The sequence below is a fragment of the Pseudomonas sp. AP19 genome, assembly GCF_001728855.1.
In the GTDB taxonomy this organism is placed as follows: Bacteria; Pseudomonadota; Gammaproteobacteria; order Pseudomonadales; family Pseudomonadaceae; genus Aquipseudomonas; species Aquipseudomonas fluorescens.
In genome coordinates this window covers 1-17,291 of sequence record NZ_LXJP01000065.1, presented here as the reverse complement: position 1 = coordinate 17,291, position 17,291 = coordinate 1, and the positions used below count along the sequence as shown (strand labels likewise).

At 58.4% G+C, this 17,291-nt stretch carries 16 protein-coding genes; 7 read left to right on the top strand and 9 right to left on the bottom strand.

What is annotated here, in order from left to right; genetic code table 11:
• Positions 1–39 precede the first annotated feature (39 nt).
• From A7D21_RS29270 to argH, 4 genes are all read right to left on the bottom strand, one after another.
• Positions 40–861 carry an ABC transporter substrate-binding protein gene (locus A7D21_RS29270; protein WP_069553335.1) on the bottom strand — a complete coding sequence of 274 codons (822 nt, stop codon included), beginning with the start codon at positions 859–861 and terminating at the stop codon, positions 40–42.
• Between the two features lie 25 nt (positions 862–886).
• On the bottom strand, positions 887–1,651 hold the full coding sequence (locus tag A7D21_RS29265) for an amino acid ABC transporter ATP-binding protein (RefSeq protein ID WP_017134648.1): 765 nt from the start codon (positions 1,649–1,651) through the stop codon (positions 887–889).
• A gap of 24 nt (positions 1,652–1,675) precedes the next feature.
• Complete coding sequence (locus tag A7D21_RS29260) at positions 1,676–2,554, bottom strand: amino acid ABC transporter permease (RefSeq protein ID WP_053257632.1); 879 nt, start codon at positions 2,552–2,554, stop codon at positions 1,676–1,678.
• Between the two features lie 106 nt (positions 2,555–2,660).
• Entirely contained in the window at positions 2,661–4,088 is a 1,428-nt protein-coding gene (gene argH, locus A7D21_RS29255; RefSeq protein ID WP_069553334.1) for an argininosuccinate lyase, read from the bottom strand.
• Between the two features lie 227 nt (positions 4,089–4,315).
• Between argH and A7D21_RS29250 the strand changes: the two genes are divergently transcribed.
• A complete protein-coding gene (locus tag A7D21_RS29250; RefSeq protein WP_069553333.1) occupies positions 4,316–5,275 on the top strand; it encodes a LysR family transcriptional regulator in 960 nt (319 codons plus the stop codon).
• A 115-nt stretch (positions 5,276–5,390) separates the two neighbouring features.
• Here the strand turns inward: A7D21_RS29250 and A7D21_RS29245 are convergent, their stop codons facing one another.
• The 5 genes from A7D21_RS29245 to A7D21_RS29225 form a co-directional block, all read right to left on the bottom strand.
• Positions 5,391–6,035: an HAD-IB family hydrolase gene (locus tag A7D21_RS29245; protein ID WP_069553332.1), complete on the bottom strand. Its 645-nt coding sequence runs from the start codon at positions 6,033–6,035 to the stop codon at positions 5,391–5,393.
• A gap of 73 nt (positions 6,036–6,108) precedes the next feature.
• On the bottom strand, positions 6,109–6,822 hold the full coding sequence (locus tag A7D21_RS29240; RefSeq protein ID WP_053257628.1) for an HNH endonuclease: 714 nt from the start codon (positions 6,820–6,822) through the stop codon (positions 6,109–6,111).
• A gap of 99 nt (positions 6,823–6,921) precedes the next feature.
• Positions 6,922–7,500 carry a Bro-N domain-containing protein gene (locus A7D21_RS29235; RefSeq protein ID WP_069553331.1) on the bottom strand — a complete coding sequence of 193 codons (579 nt, stop codon included), beginning with the start codon at positions 7,498–7,500 and terminating at the stop codon, positions 6,922–6,924.
• Between the two features lie 313 nt (positions 7,501–7,813).
• Positions 7,814–9,064 carry a ribonucleotide-diphosphate reductase subunit beta gene (locus A7D21_RS29230; RefSeq protein WP_068967615.1) on the bottom strand — a complete coding sequence of 417 codons (1,251 nt, stop codon included), beginning with the start codon at positions 9,062–9,064 and terminating at the stop codon, positions 7,814–7,816.
• 596 nt (positions 9,065–9,660) lie between these two features.
• Positions 9,661–9,930, bottom strand: a complete 270-nt coding sequence (locus A7D21_RS29225) for a DUF2790 domain-containing protein (protein WP_053257626.1) — start codon at positions 9,928–9,930, stop codon at positions 9,661–9,663.
• 397 nt (positions 9,931–10,327) lie between these two features.
• On the opposite strand from A7D21_RS29225, the gene acs reads away from it, so the two are divergent.
• The 6 genes from acs to A7D21_RS29195 all read left to right on the top strand — a co-directional run bounded on the left by acs (position 10,328) and on the right by A7D21_RS29195 (position 17,146).
• Positions 10,328–12,283: an acetate--CoA ligase gene (acs, locus tag A7D21_RS29220; protein ID WP_053257625.1), complete on the top strand. Its 1,956-nt coding sequence runs from the start codon at positions 10,328–10,330 to the stop codon at positions 12,281–12,283.
• A 695-nt stretch (positions 12,284–12,978) separates the two neighbouring features.
• Entirely contained in the window at positions 12,979–13,764 is a 786-nt protein-coding gene (locus tag A7D21_RS29215) for an ABC transporter substrate-binding protein (RefSeq protein WP_053257624.1), read from the top strand.
• A 91-nt stretch (positions 13,765–13,855) separates the two neighbouring features.
• Positions 13,856–14,545 (top strand): ABC transporter permease, encoded by a 690-nt coding sequence (locus tag A7D21_RS29210; RefSeq protein WP_053257623.1) that lies wholly within the window; start codon positions 13,856–13,858, stop codon positions 14,543–14,545.
• Positions 14,542–15,240 (top strand): ABC transporter permease, encoded by a 699-nt coding sequence (locus A7D21_RS29205; protein WP_053257622.1) that lies wholly within the window; start codon positions 14,542–14,544, stop codon positions 15,238–15,240. Before A7D21_RS29210 ends, A7D21_RS29205 begins: the two co-directional genes overlap by 4 nt.
• A 1-nt stretch (position 15,241) precedes the next feature.
• Complete coding sequence (locus tag A7D21_RS29200) at positions 15,242–16,354, top strand: succinylglutamate desuccinylase/aspartoacylase family protein (RefSeq protein ID WP_069553330.1); 1,113 nt, start codon at positions 15,242–15,244, stop codon at positions 16,352–16,354.
• 27 nt (positions 16,355–16,381) lie between these two features.
• Complete coding sequence (locus A7D21_RS29195) at positions 16,382–17,146, top strand: ABC transporter ATP-binding protein (RefSeq protein ID WP_003214336.1); 765 nt, start codon at positions 16,382–16,384, stop codon at positions 17,144–17,146.
• Positions 17,147–17,291: the final 145 nt, after the last annotated feature.

The window sequence follows — 17,291 nt, the reverse complement described above, 5'->3', positions numbered from 1 at the left end:
TATCGCAGGCAAGCCAGCTCCCACAGGAGTTTGTGGTGTTTACTGGCCGGCGTTGATGGTGATTTTCTCCACCGCACCCTGCTCCAGATCCCACTTCTTCAGGATCTTGCCGTAGGTCCCATCTTCAATCATGCCCTGCAACGCTTCACTGATCGCCGTAACCAACTCGGTGTTGCTCTTCTCAATCCCCAGCCCGGTGAACTGCTTGGAAATTGCCAGGCCCACCGGCTTGTACTTGCCCTTGTCCAGCGCCATCAAATAAGGAATCGTCTCGCTGCCCTGCATCGCCGCATCCAGGCGGTTCTGCTGCAACTGCGCGCGTGCATCCGCCGAGCCTTCAGTGCCGATCACCACGATGGCCGGCTTACCCGCCGCTTCGCAGTTTTGCTTGCTCCACGCGGCAATTTCCGACGGCCAGGTGGTACGGCGGCTGGTGCCGACTTTTTTACCGCACAGGTCAGTCAATTCCTTGAGGTCTTCACGCTTGGCCAGGGTGTACAGCTGCGGGCCGCTGGTGAAGTAGTCGATGAAAGTCACCGCCTTTTGGCGTTCGGCGGTGTCGCTCATGCCCGACAGCACAATGTCCACACGCTTGGTGGTCAGGCCGCTGAGCATCTGTTCGAAGCCGGTTTCCTGCCACTTGATCTTCACGCCCAGGCGCTCGGCCAAGGCATTGCCCAGGTCAAAGTCCAGGCCCGTGAGTTTATTGGTGGCGGTGTCCTTGAAATCCATCGGCGGGTAGTTCGGCACGATGGCCGCGCTGATCTCGCCTTTTTCCTTGATTGCTGCCGGCAATGCCGCCAATACACAGGTGGAAGCCATCAGGCCTGCGAGCAACGTTGGGATAAACAATGTTTTCATGGGGGCGTTCTCGTTAGTTTTTTAGTTAAGTGCGAACGGCAGAAATAAAGCTTTGGGTACGCGGGTTTTGTGGGCTTATTAGAATTTCTTCGGGGCTGCCGGCTTCCACAATCTGGCCGGCATCCATAAACACCATGCGGTTGGAGACTTCGCGGGCAAAGCCCAACTCATGGGTGACCACAATCATGGTCATGCCGGTGGTGGCCAAATCACGCATCACCGACAGCACTTCGCCGACCAACTCGGGGTCGAGGGCTGAGGTGGGTTCGTCAAACAACATCAGCTTGGGGCGCATCGCCAACGCACGGGCAATGGCCACACGCTGTTGCTGGCCGCCGGACAATTCCACCGGGTAAGCATTGCGCTTGTCCGCCAGGCCCACGCGGGCCAGCAACTCCAGCGCATCTTCGATGGCTTCCTTGGGCGAGCGCTTGAGCACCTGCACCGGGCCTTCGATGATGTTCTGCAACACAGTCATGTGCGGGAACAAATTGAAGCGCTGGAACACCATGCCGGTGGCCAGGCGCTGACGGGCGATCTGCGATTCGTTCATCTCATGCAGCTTGTTGCCGACGACCCGGTAACCCACCAGTTCGCCGTCGACCCACAGGCCACCCTTGTCAATTTTTTCCAGCTGGTTCACACAACGCAGCAGCGTGCTTTTACCCGAGCCGGACGGGCCGATGATGCACATCACTTCGCCTTGCTCGACCTCGATATTGATGTCGCGCAGCGCGTGATACTGGTCGTAATACTTGTTCAGGTTGACGGCCTTGACGATGCTTCTCATGGGGCAAATCTCCTCAACCCAGACTTACGAACGCTTGCCGGCGCCGCGGGCAAAACGACGCTCGAGGCGGCTTTGACCAAATGAAAGAACAGTCACCACCGCCAGGTACCAGATGCCGGCCACAATCAGCAGCTCCATGACCCGCGCGTTGGCGTAATAGATGTTTTGCGCGTTGTGCAGCAACTCCGAGTACTGGATCACGCTGGCCAGGCTGGTCATTTTCACCATGCTGATGAACTCGTTGCCTACCGGCGGAATGATCACTCGCATGGCCTGCGGCAGAATCACCCTACGCAGCGCTTGCAGGCTCGGCATGCCGATGGACTTGGCCGCTTCGTACTGGCCGGTGTCGACCGACAGCAAGCCGGCGCGCACCACTTCGGCGGTGTAAGCGCCCTGGTTGATACTCAGGCCGAGCAGGGCAGCCACGAAGGGGGTCATCAGGTCGACGGTGTCGATGCTGAACAGGCCCGGAATCGCGATCACCGGGAAAATCAGTGCCAGGTTGAACCACAGCAGCAACTGCAAAATCAGCGGCGTGCCACGAAACAGCCAGGTGTAGGTGATGGCCACATACCGCAGGATCGGGTTGGCCGACATGCGCATGATCGCCGTGATCACCCCGATGACCACACCCAGCGCCATCGCCAGAATCGACATGACGATGGTGTTGACCAGGCCCCACACAATGGCTTCAGACGTGAGGAACTGCCCGATGTAGGACCATTCGATCTGGCCATTGGCAAATGCGCGTAACAACGCGGCCAGCGCGATCACGATCAGCGTGGCGAAAAACATCCGCCCGTAATAACGACGCGGCACATGCTCGTACTGCGTGATATCGAACTGGTTCTCGGACAACTTGCGCTCGGCTTCCAAGCGCTCTGCCGGGGTTTGGTTCATGGTGTTACTCCAAAACTAATAACGTGCTAACTGCTGTACGTGGTCCAAATGTGGGAGCGGGCTTGCTCGCGAAAGCGCCGGCCCAAGCACCACAAATCTCCCAGCCTTAAATCCTGAACCCCTGATAACGCTCGGCCCACTGCTGCTGAGCCGCCAACGCTACCTTCAACCGCCCAATCTGCTCGCGAACCCGCTCCGGCGCCGTCCCACCCCAACCACTGCGCGCCGCAATCGCCGCCTCCAGGGTCAAGCAGTCACGCACTTCAGGCAGCAGCCGCGCGTCGACCTCTGCCAACATCGCCGGCGAGGCTTCCCACAACTCAATCTCATGCTTCTCACAGGCCTGAACCAGCGCGCCGGTAATTTCATGCGCCTCCTTGAACGGCACACCGCGCGTGGCCAACCAATCCGCCACCTCCGTCGCCAAGGTGAAGCCCATCGGCGCCTGACGCCGCAGTTCCTCGACCTGCACCTTCATGGTCGCCACCATCCCGGCCATCGCCGGCAGCACCAGCAGCAAGGTGTCGACGCTGTCCAGCACGCTGTGTTTGTCTTCACTCAAATCGCGGTTGTACGAGAGCGGCAACGACTTGAGTGTCGACATCAACCCGGTCAGGTTGCCAATCAAACGCCCCGCTTTGCCCCGCGCCAGTTCGGCAATGTCCGGGTTCTTTTTCTGCGGCATGATCGAGCTGCCGGTGGCGTAGGCATCATCCAGCACCACCCAGCGAAACTGGCGTGAGGACCATAGGCAAAACTCCTCCGACAGCCGCGAAATATTCACCCCAAGCATGCCCGCCACAAACAGGAACTCCGCCACGTGGTCACGACTGGCGACGGCGTCGATGGAGTTTTCGCACGGCCCGGTGTAGCCCATTTCCTTGGCCGAATGTTCCGGTTGGCGCGCGATCGCCGAGCCTGCCATCGCCGCAGCGCCCAACGGCGACAACGCCGTGCGCGCATCCCAATCCACCAGGCGCTGCACATCGCGCAACATCGACTGCGCGTGCGCCAACAAGTGGTGGGCAAACACAATCGGTTGCGCCTGCTGCAAGTGAGTGAAGCCTGGGCAGATGCTGTCGACGTGCTGCTCGGCCTGCTCCACCAGCGCCTGCTGCAAACCCAACACCTCGGTGGTGATGGTGCGCGCATGGTCACGCAGGAAAAGGCGCAGGTCGTTGGCCGTTTGGTCGTTGCGCGAACGCCCGGCGCGCAGCTTGCCGCCCAAGGCGCCGAGGCGCTCGGTCAATACGCGTTCGATAAAGGTGTGGACGTCCTCGTCATCGAGGGTCGGATGCAGGCGCCCGGCGGCGAAATCCTCACCGATACGGTCCAGGGCCTCGACGGTGCGCTGGGTCTCTGACTCATCCAGCAAACCGGCGCGCTGTAACTCACGGGCATGGGCACGCGAACCGGCCAGGTCGTAGGGCGTCAGGCGGAAATAGCGCTCAGGGCAACGCGACAACGCGGCCAGTGCAGCAGACGGGCCGGTCTTGAAACGAGCGCCCCAAAGGCGGTCGGTGGGCTGAGACATGGGTGTTCCTCACGCTTGTTTTTAGAAGAGTCGGAGGCAGTCAAAAAGTAAAAGTCCTGATCGTAGTGTCAGGTTTTGCGGGGTGTTAAATCAGCCTCTGTGTGCTGTTCAACCCGCTATATTCAAGGTTGCCAAGGGCGGATGTTTATGTTCATTATCGCCGCCTGGCTATGTTCAAGGATTGGGTTGAAGCCTGTTGAATATGGCACTTGAGGTCAACGCGTATTATGGAAACCCCACTTTCCACTTCTGGAAACATACCGCCAAAACCCGGCACACGACCGCCCCTGCAACTGAGCGGGCTGGACTTCAAATTGCTCCGTGTGTTCATGGCCGTGGTCGAAGCCGGCGGCTTCAGCGCCGCGCAAAACGAGCTGAACGTGGGCCTGGCGGCCATCAGCAAACAGATCTCCGACCTCGAAATCCGCATCGGCATGCGCCTGTGTACCCGGGGCAGGGAAGGCTTTGGCCTGACCGAAGAGGGCAAGTTGGTGTACCAGGCGTCCATCGAGTTATTTACCTCGGTGGACAGTTTTCGCGACAAGCTTAGTTCGGCGCAAAACGAGCTGATTGGTGACCTTAGTGTCGGCGTAATTGATAACACCGTCTCCGACGTTAATTCGCCGCTGATTACCGCGCTGGGGACATTACATAGCCAATCGCCAAAAATTAGATTGCGCTTACATGCCTCGCAACTCGACGAAGTTGAACGCGGTGTGGTGGAAGGGCGGCTGATCGTCGGCATCGTGCCGGTGTACCAACGCCGCGAAGAATTTGACTACTTCCCGCTCTACGAAGAAAAAGCCCACGCCTACTGCGCCGTAGGACACCCGTTGTTCAACGCGAGTGACATCACCCCGCACGTGCTGCGCCAATACGAAGTGGTCAGCCACCGGTATGCCATCCATCGCGACAAGGCCAACTTCGTCACCTACGACAGCCAGTCCGCCTCGGCCTCACAGGTGGAAGCCGTCGCCATCCTGATCCTCACCGGCCGCTTCCTGGGCTTCCTGCCGGAACACTACGCCGCGCCACTGGTCAGGGAAGGGCGCCTGCGCGCACTGTGCCCGGAACAGGTTCACTTGAGCACCGCGTTCAACCTGATCCTGCGCCACAACGCGCCAAGAAGCCCGATGGTAAAAGCCTTCGCAACAGCCCTGGGCGTAGACCTCAAGGCCGCGACATAAAGCGCATGCCAAGCGCCGATCCCCGAGCCACAGAGATCAAATGTGGGAGCTGTCGAGCCCCAGCGAGGCAGCGATGGGATTGACTCGGTCCACCTGCCGACCCCATCCACCCGCATCACCGCTGCAACTTGCTCTGCTTCTTCTTCGAATGAAAATGCCGAAAATGCGCATCCTGCGCCGCCGCCAACAACTCCCGGTCGCCACGCGTATCGCCCCAGGCCCGCAGCCGATACTCGCCCAAATCCCCATACACCGCCTCAAGCCGCAGCACCTTGTTCTCACAGCGGCAGTTATTCCCCGTGAGCTTACCCGTCAACACCCCGTCGACTACCTCAAGCTCAGTGCCGATCAACTTGATCCCCAGCCGATTCGCAAACGGCTGCAACACCAACGCCGGCGACGCCGAACACAAGGTCACCACCGCCCCGGACTGCACCTCATCTTCCACCGACTGCAAGCCCTTGGGACGCATCAGCTGGGTCCAATACCGCTGGCAATACGCCTCAGCCTGCTGCTGAACCCACGCCTTCTCCACCCCGGTCATAAAGGTGCGGATCAACTGCGCCTTCAACTCATCCCGGCTGATCTGCCGCAGCAAAAAGCGCAGCCCCGGCACCGCCAGCTTCGCCATCCGGCCATAGAACTCACCGGTGCCAAAGGCAAACTTGAGGAAGGGCACGAAACTGTCGTGGTGGGTGAGGGTGCCGTCGAAGTCAAAGACGGAGAGTACTTTGGCGTCGATGGGGCCGGCTTCGAGCATGTCTGGGTTCACGGGTTGGCCTCGGTCCTATCTAGTATTTTTTTGAGCGTGCATCAGGTGTGACAGCAGGAGTTTACTCCCGTGCCAATCTTCCGATCTTGGCGTAAAGCGTCTCGGTGAAAGCATCCCGGTCACTCGACCGGTGACAACGCTGATGGCAATTGGGGCACAAGGCTACAGCATTGGTCGTGCGATCCGAACCCTTCTGGGCGAGGTGCTTGACGTGATGTACTTCAAGAAATGGCAGACCATCGACCTCGAAAGGCGCGTTAGAGCCGCAGCCTTCGCAAATGCCCTTGGCTTCTTTGAGTACCCAGGCGCGTACCTTTGGGTCGCGGACAAACGCATTACTAGTGATGGGTACTTGTTGTGGCTTTGCAATCCCATCCGGCACTTGATCAAAACGCTTTAGCTGCAGCTTGTTAGCACGTCGGATAAGCGTTTGCTCATCTGCCGTTTGGGCTGTTTCATCCGATTCAAATACTCGAGTGTCAGCGAGTGCCTTGCGAATGTGTTGTTCTACACCTGAGCCCACATTGTTCGCAGGCTTATAGCCCTTGATGCGATCCAGGCCCATTTGAACCAGAACCGAAGAAATATTTTGCATGCGAAACTCAATTGAGCCTTCAGTACGGCCAACCAATGGTCCCTGGCGCAGTAATCGATTTTCATGGGCTTTGTTAAAAGGCAGTCCGCTCTTTTCCCACGCCAGCATCTTGAGGTACGCCTCTACTGCTGCAGCTAGCTCCGAGTCGTTCCAATCCTTTTTGTCTTTTGTAATATCCATACTGCCGCCGAGGGTTGAAAACCCTCGGACGATACTGAGTAGCCATTATTGCGTCTACGAAATTTCCTACGAGTCGGTGGGATTTGCCGGCCGTTCACATTAGTGAATTCGCTGCTTCATTCGGAAAGGTTGAATGAGCCGTTTCCACCACGGAGCCTTTGATGGTTCTCTCCGAGAGGTCCGATTAACCAACAAATACGGCATATCTCGAAGCCTAATCCAGCCTTCATCTTGCCAATGCAACAGGTTCAACGACATCTGCGGCCAATCCAGCATGCTCAATAAAGGGCGTTCCACCGATCGTGGCTGACGCTCGTCCCGCAACGTCGGAACGACTTCATGTGTAAGCCAGCTGCGTAGTAGCCGATTCCCCGGCGTGTAGTGATAGACCAGTAACGCGTACGCCCCGGATTCACTGATCATCAACATTTCTTCCGGCTGACCGTGAAAAAGTAGATTTACATTCCTTCGTTGATCCTCATCGAGCTTGCGAGTCGTGCGCTCATCGAGATACCACCCCATCAAACGCCCAAGATCACGCGCGCAGAACCACACTTTGTTTTCTAGAAGGAGCGCATGTAGCTGAAGATTATGGCGGTTGAAAACGACGCCAGTAGAAGGCTCGGGTGTGACCCAATGCGTGGCGCTAGGCAAGTCGAGCAGATATCGGCTAGGCATTCTTTATGATCCCTACGTGATTTACGGAAGGGCGCGAACCCAACGTAGAGAGCGGATTTAAGAAACCCCAACTTACTTAGCCTCGATACAGCATTCATTCCGCATGATAGGCCATGCGGATTTTGGGCTGTGTGATTGAGGCTAGCTTCTACGTTGGGCGTTTCTTAGGTACCGGCTGACGAGGCTATTCAGCCTCGAAACTGATATCAACCTCTCTGCGGATGATCTTGGTGTAAGAAGGCTCCTATGCAGTTCACCGGGCATAAAAAAGCCCTGAACATGTCAGGGCTTCTTGATGTTACCGGCTTAGGCGTTAATCCCAGCTCAGCGCACCGCCGGTCTGATATTCAATCACACGGGTCTCAAAGAAGTTCTTCTCTTTCTTCAAGTCCATAATCTCGCTCATCCAAGGGAACGGGTTAGTCGTCCCTGGGTACTCTTCCTTCAAGCCAATCTGCGACAGACGGCGGTTCGCGATGAACTTCAGATAGTCTTCCATCATCGCCGCGTTCATACCCAACACGCCGCGCGGCATGGTGTCGCGTGCGTACTCGATCTCCAGCTGCGTCCCTTGCAGGATCATCTGGGTCGCTTCTTCCTTCATCTCGGCATCCCACAAGTGTGGGTTTTCGATTTTGATCTGGTTGATCACGTCGATACCGAAGTTCAGGTGCATCGACTCGTCGCGCAGGATGTACTGGAACTGCTCGGCGACGCCGGTCATTTTGTTGCGACGGCCCATGGACAGGATCTGGGTGAAGCCGCAGTAGAAGAAAATGCCTTCCAGCACGCAGTAGTAAGCAACCAGGTTGCGCAGCAGTTCTTTGTCGGTATCGACGGTGCCGGTTTCGAACTTCGGATCGGAGATCGAACGGGTGTATTTCAGGCCCCAGGCGGCTTTTTTAGCCACCGATGGGATCTCGTGGTACATGTTGAAGATCTCGCCTTCATCCATGGCCAGCGATTCGATGCAGTACTGGTAGGCGTGGGTGTGGATCGCTTCTTCGAAGGCCTGGCGCAGGATGTACTGGCGGCACTCCGGGTTGGTGATCAGGCGGTACACGGCCAGCACCAGGTTGTTGGCGACCAGGGAGTCGGCGGTGGAGAAGAAGCCGAGGTTGCGCATGACGATGCGGCGTTCGTCGTCGGTGAGGCCTTCGGGGTTTTTCCACAGCGCGATGTCGGCGGTCATGTTGACCTCTTGCGGCATCCAGTGGTTGGCGCAGCCGTCGAGGTACTTCTGCCAGGCCCAGTCGTACTTGAAGGGCACGAGTTGGTTGAGGTCGGCGCGGCAGTTGATCATGCGCTTTTCGTCAACGGCGACGCGCGCGGCGGAGCCTTCGAGCTCAGCGAGGCCTTCGGCGACGTCGAGTTTGTCCAGGGCGGCTTTGGCGCGCACGATGGCGGCGGAGTCACTGGCGGTGACGGCGCGGGCTTCGATGGCGGCGGCAGCGCCGGCACCGTCGAGGCGGTCCATGTTGGCTTCGGTGGCGTGGCCGGCGTTGGCGCCTTTAGCGGCTACTTCGCCTTCTTCTTCTTTGTCGAATTCGTCCCAGCTCAGCATGACGTGTCGTCTCCTGCGTGAGGGCTCAAAGGTGCCCGTGTGAAACCGGATGGTTGGGTGTTCACACGGCCCTCGGGCCGCGGTGGATCTTAAGGAATCGTTTGTTGCAGCAGCTAGCGCAGGCATTAAACGCAATTGGGTAACGGGTGCTCTGCGTGAGGCTTGAGGGGCGGAGCGACAGGTGGATGCTCCAGCGCAGCCTCAGGTCTGGCTCTTCATCCCGGTGTAAAGGGATATTGCAGGCCCGATTTACCCGCGCATTATAGGGAAAAATTCGGCTTTGTGTTGCGGCGGATGGTCACGACAGAGCGCCAAAATGGCGTGGTTTTCGGCTAAGGCGTGTGTTTGCAAGGCTTTGCTGGGCTAGGATTTTTTTGACGGGCGGTGGGATGTTTTTTGTAGGGCGGGGGAAGTGGGCGTCTGGTGCGTAAAAATGCCGGGACGGTGCAGGGTTTTGAGGCGGTGGTGTGGCGGGTAGCGCCTTCGCGAGCAAGCCCGCTCCCACAGGTGGACCCCGGTGTGCCAGTTGGCTCTTTGCCGCAAGAACGATTTCTTGCGGCGAATAAGATCAGGATTAACGTCTTTATAAAAAGTTGTTATCCGTTAGAACAACCGTTGCCCATGACTTGATACTTGAGAATATGGCGCTGACCTTGTGAGTCTTCATATTCCATTTGTACCGGTACAACTTGGCAGACGTCCGGAACAGCGCTCATGGACACTACTTTGGCCACATCCAAGTGCGTGCTGTAGGTGTAGTCCTCAACAATCGGGGCGTTCTGGCCAGCCAGCTCAGTCGGGGCTTCGTCGGCCAGGGCGGCGGTTGCGCACAAGCTACTGAGGGCCATCACTACTAAAGCTTTCATTTCTATTTTTACCTTCTTCAGGGCGAAAGGGGTCACGGGGCCTTTTTGAGGCCGCGTGTGTAACTTAGGGTGGGTGAGTTCGGATTAACGTTGCCTTCGTGGGGGCTGTTGCGTTGTTAATCACAGTGCCGTGTTGGCGGAGTTGATTTTAGGCGTGCGGGTTATATTCATATACCCGTACTTTTGATAAAGACTATTGGCGGTTTTTGTAACAATCCCATGGTTAAGGTTTTTTCACACAGCGCCAACGCCACGCAGGCCGCGGGCCAGAGGCATGAATGGGGATAGCTGGGCATTTTGTAGGGTCTTGTTACTACCATCGTCGAATGGTTCTATAGGCCCACCCCGGCTACAACAGGGGCCATACAACAACAACTATGTCACCGAGGTAAGAAAGATGAGTGCGGCTTCCCTGTACCCCGTTCGCCCCGAAGTAGCAGCCAACACGCTGACTGACGAGGCAACCTACAAGGCCATGTACCAGCAGTCGGTGGTCAACCCCGATGGCTTCTGGCGCGAGCAAGCCAAGCGCCTTGACTGGGTCAAGCCTTTCACCGCGGTGAAGCAGACCTCTTTCGACGACCATCACGTCGACATCAAATGGTTCGCCGATGGCACCCTGAACGTTTCCTATAACTGCCTGGACCGTCACCTCGCCGAGCGTGGCGATCAGGCCGCGATCATCTGGGAAGGCGACGACCCTTCCGAAAGCCGCACCATCACCTACCGCCAGCTGCATGAAGAAGTCTGCAAGTTCGCCAACGCCCTGCGCGGCCAGGATGTGCATCGCGGCGACGTGGTGACTATCTATATGCCGATGATCCCCGAAGCCGTGGTCGCCATGTTGGCCTGTACCCGCATCGGTGCGATTCACTCCGTGGTGTTCGGCGGTTTCTCGCCTGAGGCTCTGGCCGGTCGCATCATCGACTGTAAGTCGAAGGTAGTTATCACTGCCGACGAAGGTATTCGCGCCGGTAAGAAAATTCCGCTGAAGGCCAACGTCGACGACGCCCTGACCAACCCGGAAACCAGCAGCATCCAGAAGGTCATTGTGTGCAAGCGCACCAATGGCAACATCAAGTGGAACCAGCATCGCGACATCTGGTACGAAGATTTGATGAAAGTCGCGGGCACCGTGTGCGCGCCGAAAGAGATGGGCGCCGAAGAAGCGCTGTTCATCCTCTACACCTCCGGCTCCACCGGCAAGCCTAAAGGCGTGCAGCACACCACCGGCGGCTATTTGCTGTATGCCGCCCTGACTCACGAGCGCGTGTTCGACTACCGCCCGGGTGAAATCTACTGGTGCACCGCTGACGTCGGCTGGGTCACCGGCCACACCTATATCGTCTACGGCCCGCTGGCCAATGGCGCGACCACGCTGCTGTTCGAAGGCGTGCCGAACTACCCGGACATCACCCGGGTCGGCAAGATCGTCGACAAGCACAAGGTCAATATCCTCTACACCGCGCCCACCGCGATCCGCGCGATGATGGCTTCCGGCACCGCTGCCTGCGAAGGCGTGGATGGCAGCAGCCTGCGCTTGCTCGGTTCGGTGGGTGAGCCGATTAACCCGGAGGCGTGGGACTGGTATTACAAGAACGTCGGCCAATCCCGTTGCCCGATCGTCGACACCTGGTGGCAGACCGAAACCGGCGCCACGCTGATGAGCCCACTGCCGGGTGCTCACGCCCTCAAGCCAGGTTCCGCTGCACGCCCATTCTTTGGCGTGGTACCGGCGCTGGTCGACAACCTGGGCAACATCATCGAGGGGGCTGCCGAAGGCAACCTGGTGATCCTCGATTCGTGGCCAGGCCAGGCGCGTACGCTGTACGGCGACCATGACCGTTTCGTCGATACCTATTTCAAGACGTTCCGTGGCATGTACTTCACCGGTGACGGCGCCCGTCGCGATGAAGATGGCTACTGGTGGATCACCGGTCGTGTGGATGACGTGTTGAACGTGTCCGGTCACCGTATGGGCACCGCAGAAATTGAAAGTGCCATGGTTGCTCACCCTAAAGTCGCCGAAGCGGCGGTGGTGGGTGTGCCGCATGACATCAAGGGGCAGGGCATCTATGTGTATGTCACCTTGAAGAACGGCGAAGAGCCAACGGAAGCGCTGCGCCTGGAGCTGAAAAACTGGGTGCGCAAAGAGATCGGGCCGATTGCTTCGCCGGATGTGATCCAGTGGGCGCCGGGCTTGCCGAAGACGCGCTCGGGGAAAATCATGCGCCGTATCCTGCGCAAGATTGCCACGGCTGAGTACGACGGGTTGGGGGATATCTCCACCCTGGCGGACCCGGGTGTGGTTGCGCATTTGATTGAAACGCACAAGACCATGAACGTCGCGTAAGGCGGAGTTGGTGCCATAGAGCCCCATTCGGCGTGAGCCGGGTGGGGCTTTTTTGCAGGGTCTCGAAGCCGATGCAAATCCCCTGTGGGAGCGGGCTTGCTCGCGAATGCGTTGGATCAACTAGCAGATGTGCAGCTGACCCACCGCATTCGCGAGCAAGCCCGCTCCCACATTTAGAGGGTATTTCAAGGCGGCTGAAGCGGTGGCCTGACAGACCTGCATCACCCTCAAGCCAATAAATATCGACTTCTCTCGTAGGGCGTTTCTGAATGTTACCGAGTAGACTAAATGTGTAACCCCACGCCCGAACCTGGGGCAAAGTGCTACGCCCGTGCCCCGAAAAACCGCGTTTTAGACACCCCAGGAAATAAGATTAAACGCCAGACTTGCCGTGCTAGAAGGGTTTGCGAATAATAGGCCCGCAACTTGCAGCATCAACAGGTTTAATATCTTTTGTCTCTGCATAAAATCCAGAGGCTGTCAATGTGCTTGAACCGCTTTCTCAGTGCTTCTGTAAATAGTTGTCGCATTGAGGAAATATCGGCTTCCGGCCTGTCGTTAGAATGCCGATCACTCGCTCGTCGTCTCCGGGTTGAACTGGTGTAGGACGCAGCACCGCTATTCGGTTTCACTTAAGTCGCATCGTGGGCCACGGCTCATACTGCTTTTTTGCCCTATACCGATGGAGTCCCAAGATGAAGAAACTTGTGCTGTTGGGCGCCCTGGCGCTGTCCGTGCTGTCCATGCAGGCCTTCGCTGATGAAAAGCCCCTGAAAATTGGTATCGAAGCGGCTTACCCTCCGTTTGCCTCGAAGGCGCCGGATGGCAGCATCGTGGGTTTTGACTACGACATCGGCAACGCCCTGTGCGAAGAGATGAAAGTCAAATGTGTGTGGGTCGAGCAAGAGTTCGACGGCCTGATTCCTGCGCTCAAAGTGCGCAAGATCGACGCGATCCTGTCGTCCATGTCCATCACTGAAGACCGCAAGAAGTCCGTGGACTTCACCAACCGCTACTACCTGAGCCCAGCGCAGCTGGTGATGAAGGAAGGCACCACGGTCAGCGACAGCCTGGATGAATTGAAAGGCAAGAAAATCGGCGTGCAACGCGGTTCGATCCATGATCGCTTCGCCAAGGAAGTCCTGGCCCCTAAAGGCGTCACGGTGGTTCCTTACAGCTCGCAGAACGAAATCTACCTGGACGTGGAAGCCGGTCGCCTTGATGGCACCGTGGCTGACGCTACCTTGCTGCAAGACGGTTTCCTGAAAACCCCGGCCGGTAAAGGCTACGCGTTCGTGGGCCCACAGTTCACCGACGCCAAGTACTTCGGCGACGGCATCGGTATCGCCGTGCGTAAAGGCGATAAGGCCGAGCTGGACAAGATCAACGCGGCCATCGCAGCGATCCGTGCCAACGGCAAATACAAGCAAATCCAGGACAAATACTTCGACTTCGATATTTACGGCGCTGACCCTAAGTAACGCATCGCAGCTGTCTGTCCAGAATGGCGCAAGCAACAGAATTCCTGCGGTTTGCGCCATTTTTTCATCCCCCTTTTCGAGGACCTGAATCATGTTGAAAGGCTACGGGGCCGTCATCCTCGATGGCGCATGGTTGACGCTTCAGCTCGCCTTGTCGTCCATGGCCTTGGCCATTGTTCTGGGTCTGATCGGGGTCGCGTTACGCCTGTCGCCGGTGCGCTGGTTGGCCTGGCTGGGTGACTTGTACTCCACGGTGATCCGCGGGATCCCCGACCTGGTACTGATCCTGCTGATTTTCTACGGTGGTCAGGACTTGCTGAACCGCGTCGCGCCACTGCTTGGCTATGACGACTATATCGACTTGAACCCCTTGGCCGCCGGTATCGGCACCCTGGGTTTCATCTTTGGCGCCTACCTGTCGGAAACCTTCCGTGGCGCCTTCATGGCTATTCCCAAGGGCCAGGCCGAGGCCGGCCTTGCGTATGGCATGAGCAGCTTCCAGGTGTTCTTCCGGGTGATGGTGCCGCAGATGATTCGGCTGGCGATCCCCGGTTTCACCAACAACTGGCTGGTATTGACCAAGGCCACTGCGTTGATTTCGGTGGTGGGCCTGCAAGACATGATGTTCAAGGCCAAGCAGGCGGCAGATGCCACCCGCGAGCCTTTTACCTTCTTCCTCGCAGTGGCGGCGATGTACCTGGTGATTACCAGCGTGTCGTTGTTGGCGCTGCGCTATCTTGAGAAGCGCTACTCGGTAGGCGTAAGGGCGGCTGATCTATGATCTTCGACTACAACGTCATTTGGGAGGCCATGCCGCTGTACCTCGGCGGCTTGGTGACCACCCTGAAATTGCTCGCCATTTCCTTGTTCTTCGGTCTGCTCGCCGCCTTGCCGTTGGGCTTGATGCGCGTGTCCAAGCAGCCGATCGTCAATGGCGCTGCCTGGCTCTACACCTACGTGATTCGCGGCACACCGATGCTCGTGCAGCTGTTTTTGATCTACTACGGGTTGGCGCAGTTCGAGGCCGTACGCGAAAGCTTCCTGTGGCCGCTGTTGTCCAGCGCCACCTTCTGCGCGTGCCTGGCCTTTGCAATCAACACCAGTGCCTACACCGCCGAGATCATTGCCGGTAGCCTCAAGGCCACGCCCAATGGCGAGATCGAAGCGGCCAAGGCCATGGGCATGTCGCGTTACAAGCTGTACCGCCGCATCCTGCTGCCGTCGGCCCTGCGCCGCGCGCTGCCGCAGTACAGCAACGAAGTGATCATGATGCTGCAGACCACCAGTCTGGCCTCCATCGTCACCCTGATCGACATCACCGGTGCCGCACGCACGGTGAACGCCCAGTTCTACCTGCCGTTCGAAGCCTATATCACGGCCGGCGTGTTCTACCTGTGCCTGACCTTTATCCTGGTACGCCTGTTCAAGTTGGCCGAAGGCCGCTGGCTGAGCTACCTGGCTCCACGGAAGCATTGATATGGAACGTATCGATCACCTGTTGCCCTGGGGCCACCTGGGCTGCGAGCGCCAACTGAGTGTGTTTCGTTTTGGCAGTGGCGAGCGCAAGGCCTATATCCAGGCCAGCCTGCATGCCGATGAATTGCCGGGGATGCGTGCGGCGTGGGAGCTGAAAAAGCGCCTCACCGAACTGGAACAGCAAGGCGCGCTCAACGGCGTGATCGAGCTGGTGCCGGTGGCCAACCCGATGGGCCTGGGCCAGTTGCTGCAAGGCAGCCACCAGGGGCGTTTCGAGATTGGCAGCGGGAAGAATTTCAATCGCGACTTTGTCGAGCTGAGCGCGCCGGTTATCGCGTTGCTCAAGGGGGCGTTGGGCGATGATGCGCATGCCAACGTGCGCTTGATCCGCCAGGCGATGACCGATGCGCTCGCCGCATTGCCTGCGCCGAGCAGCCAGCTGCAAGGCATGCAACGGGTGCTGTTGAGCCACGCGTGCACGGCGGATGTGGTCCTCGACCTGCATTGCGATGCCGACGCCGCGCTGCACATGTACGCGCTGCCCCAGCATTGGCCACAGTGGCGTTCGCTGTCGGCGCACTTGAATGTAAAAGTCGGCTTGCTGGCGGAAGATTCCGGCGGCAGTTCGTTTGATGAAGCCTGCTCGTTGCCGTGGTTGCGTCTGTCGCGGGCGTTCCCCGAGGCGCAGATTCCGCTGGCGTGTTTGGCGACCACCCTGGAATTGGGCGGCCAGGCCGACACCGGGCGCGATGAAGCCATCTTCCATGCGGAAGGCATTCTCGCCTTCCTCGCAGAACAAGGCCTGATCAAAGGCGAATGGCCCGCGCCGCAGCACGAACCCTGCGAGGGGCTGCCCTTCGAAGGCACCGAGTTGTTGTTTGCGCCCCACGCCGGCGTGATCAGTTACCTGCGTAAAGCCGGTGACTGGGTCGATACCGGCGAGCCGCTTTTTGAAGTGATTGATCCCCTGACCGACCGCGTCAGCATTGTCTGCGCGGGCACCTCAGGGGTGTTGTTTGCCGTTGAACGGCTCCGTTATGCCCAAGCGGGTTTCTGGCTGGCCAAGGTGGCGGGGCGCGAAGCGCTGCGTCACGGGCGCTTGCTCAACGACTGACCACCTGTTTTTGTGAGAACCGACCGCATGTACAAACTTGAAGTCCAAGACCTGCATAAACGCTATGGCAGTCATGAAGTGCTCAAAGGTGTGTCCCTGGCCGCCGCGGCCGGCGATGTGATCAGCATCATCGGTTCCAGTGGTTCGGGCAAAAGTACCTTTTTGCGCTGCATCAACCTGCTGGAGCAACCCCACGCCGGCAAGATTCTGCTCAATAACGAAGAGCTGAAACTGGTGGCCAACAAGGACGGCGCCATGAAGGCCGCCGACCCCAAGCAACTGCAACGCATGCGTTCGCGCCTGTCGATGGTGTTCCAGCATTTCAACCTGTGGTCGCACATGACCGCGCTTGAAAACGTGATGGAAGCCCCGGTGCACGTGCTGGGTATGTCGAAAAAAGACGCGCGTGAAAAAGCCGAGCACTATTTGGCCAAAGTCGGCGTGGGCCATCGCAAGGATGCGTTCCCGGGCCACATGTCCGGCGGTGAGCAGCAGCGCGTGGCGATTGCCCGTGCCTTGGCGATGGAGCCTGAGGTGATGCTGTTCGACGAGCCCACTTCGGCCCTCGACCCGGAGCTGGTCGGCGAAGTGCTCAAGGTGATGCAGGATCTGGCCCAGGAAGGCCGCACCATGGTGGTGGTCACCCACGAAATGGGCTTTGCCCGTGAAGTGTCGAACCAACTGGTGTTCCTGCACAAAGGCATCGTCGAAGAGCGTGGCAACCCGCGCGAAGTGCTGGTGAACCCGCAGTCCGAGCGTTTGCAGCAGTTCCTGTCGGGCAGCTTGAAGTAATCAGGACTGCTTTTATGCACCGAGTTAGTGCATGCTTGCCAGTCTTGAGATCGGCTCAATCCCCTGTGGGAGCGGGCTTGCTCGCGAAAGCGGTGGATCAGTCAGCAGATGTGTAGCTGGCCCACCGCATTCGCGAGCAAGCCCG

Excerpts from the sequence above, each read along its gene's own strand:
- A7D21_RS29270 (WP_069553335.1), bottom strand. The coding sequence starts at position 861 with ATGAAAACATTGTTTATCCCAACGTTGCTCGCAGGCCTGATGGCTTCC.
- A7D21_RS29265 (WP_017134648.1), bottom strand. The coding sequence starts at position 1,651 with ATGAGAAGCATCGTCAAGGCCGTCAACCTGAACAAGTATTACGACCAG.
- A7D21_RS29260 (WP_053257632.1), bottom strand. The coding sequence starts at position 2,554 with ATGAACCAAACCCCGGCAGAGCGCTTGGAAGCCGAGCGCAAGTTGTCC.
- argH (WP_069553334.1), bottom strand. The coding sequence starts at position 4,088 with ATGTCTCAGCCCACCGACCGCCTTTGGGGCGCTCGTTTCAAGACCGGC.
- A7D21_RS29250 (WP_069553333.1), top strand. The coding sequence starts at position 4,316 with ATGGAAACCCCACTTTCCACTTCTGGAAACATACCGCCAAAACCCGGC.
- A7D21_RS29245 (WP_069553332.1), bottom strand. The coding sequence starts at position 6,035 with ATGCTCGAAGCCGGCCCCATCGACGCCAAAGTACTCTCCGTCTTTGAC.
- A7D21_RS29240 (WP_053257628.1), bottom strand. The coding sequence starts at position 6,822 with ATGGATATTACAAAAGACAAAAAGGATTGGAACGACTCGGAGCTAGCT.
- A7D21_RS29235 (WP_069553331.1), bottom strand. The coding sequence starts at position 7,500 with ATGCCTAGCCGATATCTGCTCGACTTGCCTAGCGCCACGCATTGGGTC.
- A7D21_RS29230 (WP_068967615.1), bottom strand. The coding sequence starts at position 9,064 with ATGCTGAGCTGGGACGAATTCGACAAAGAAGAAGAAGGCGAAGTAGCC.
- A7D21_RS29225 (WP_053257626.1), bottom strand. The coding sequence starts at position 9,930 with ATGAAAGCTTTAGTAGTGATGGCCCTCAGTAGCTTGTGCGCAACCGCC.
- acs (WP_053257625.1), top strand. The coding sequence starts at position 10,328 with ATGAGTGCGGCTTCCCTGTACCCCGTTCGCCCCGAAGTAGCAGCCAAC.
- A7D21_RS29215 (WP_053257624.1), top strand. The coding sequence starts at position 12,979 with ATGAAGAAACTTGTGCTGTTGGGCGCCCTGGCGCTGTCCGTGCTGTCC.
- A7D21_RS29210 (WP_053257623.1), top strand. The coding sequence starts at position 13,856 with ATGTTGAAAGGCTACGGGGCCGTCATCCTCGATGGCGCATGGTTGACG.
- A7D21_RS29205 (WP_053257622.1), top strand. The coding sequence starts at position 14,542 with ATGATCTTCGACTACAACGTCATTTGGGAGGCCATGCCGCTGTACCTC.
- A7D21_RS29200 (WP_069553330.1), top strand. The coding sequence starts at position 15,242 with ATGGAACGTATCGATCACCTGTTGCCCTGGGGCCACCTGGGCTGCGAG.
- A7D21_RS29195 (WP_003214336.1), top strand. The coding sequence starts at position 16,382 with ATGTACAAACTTGAAGTCCAAGACCTGCATAAACGCTATGGCAGTCAT.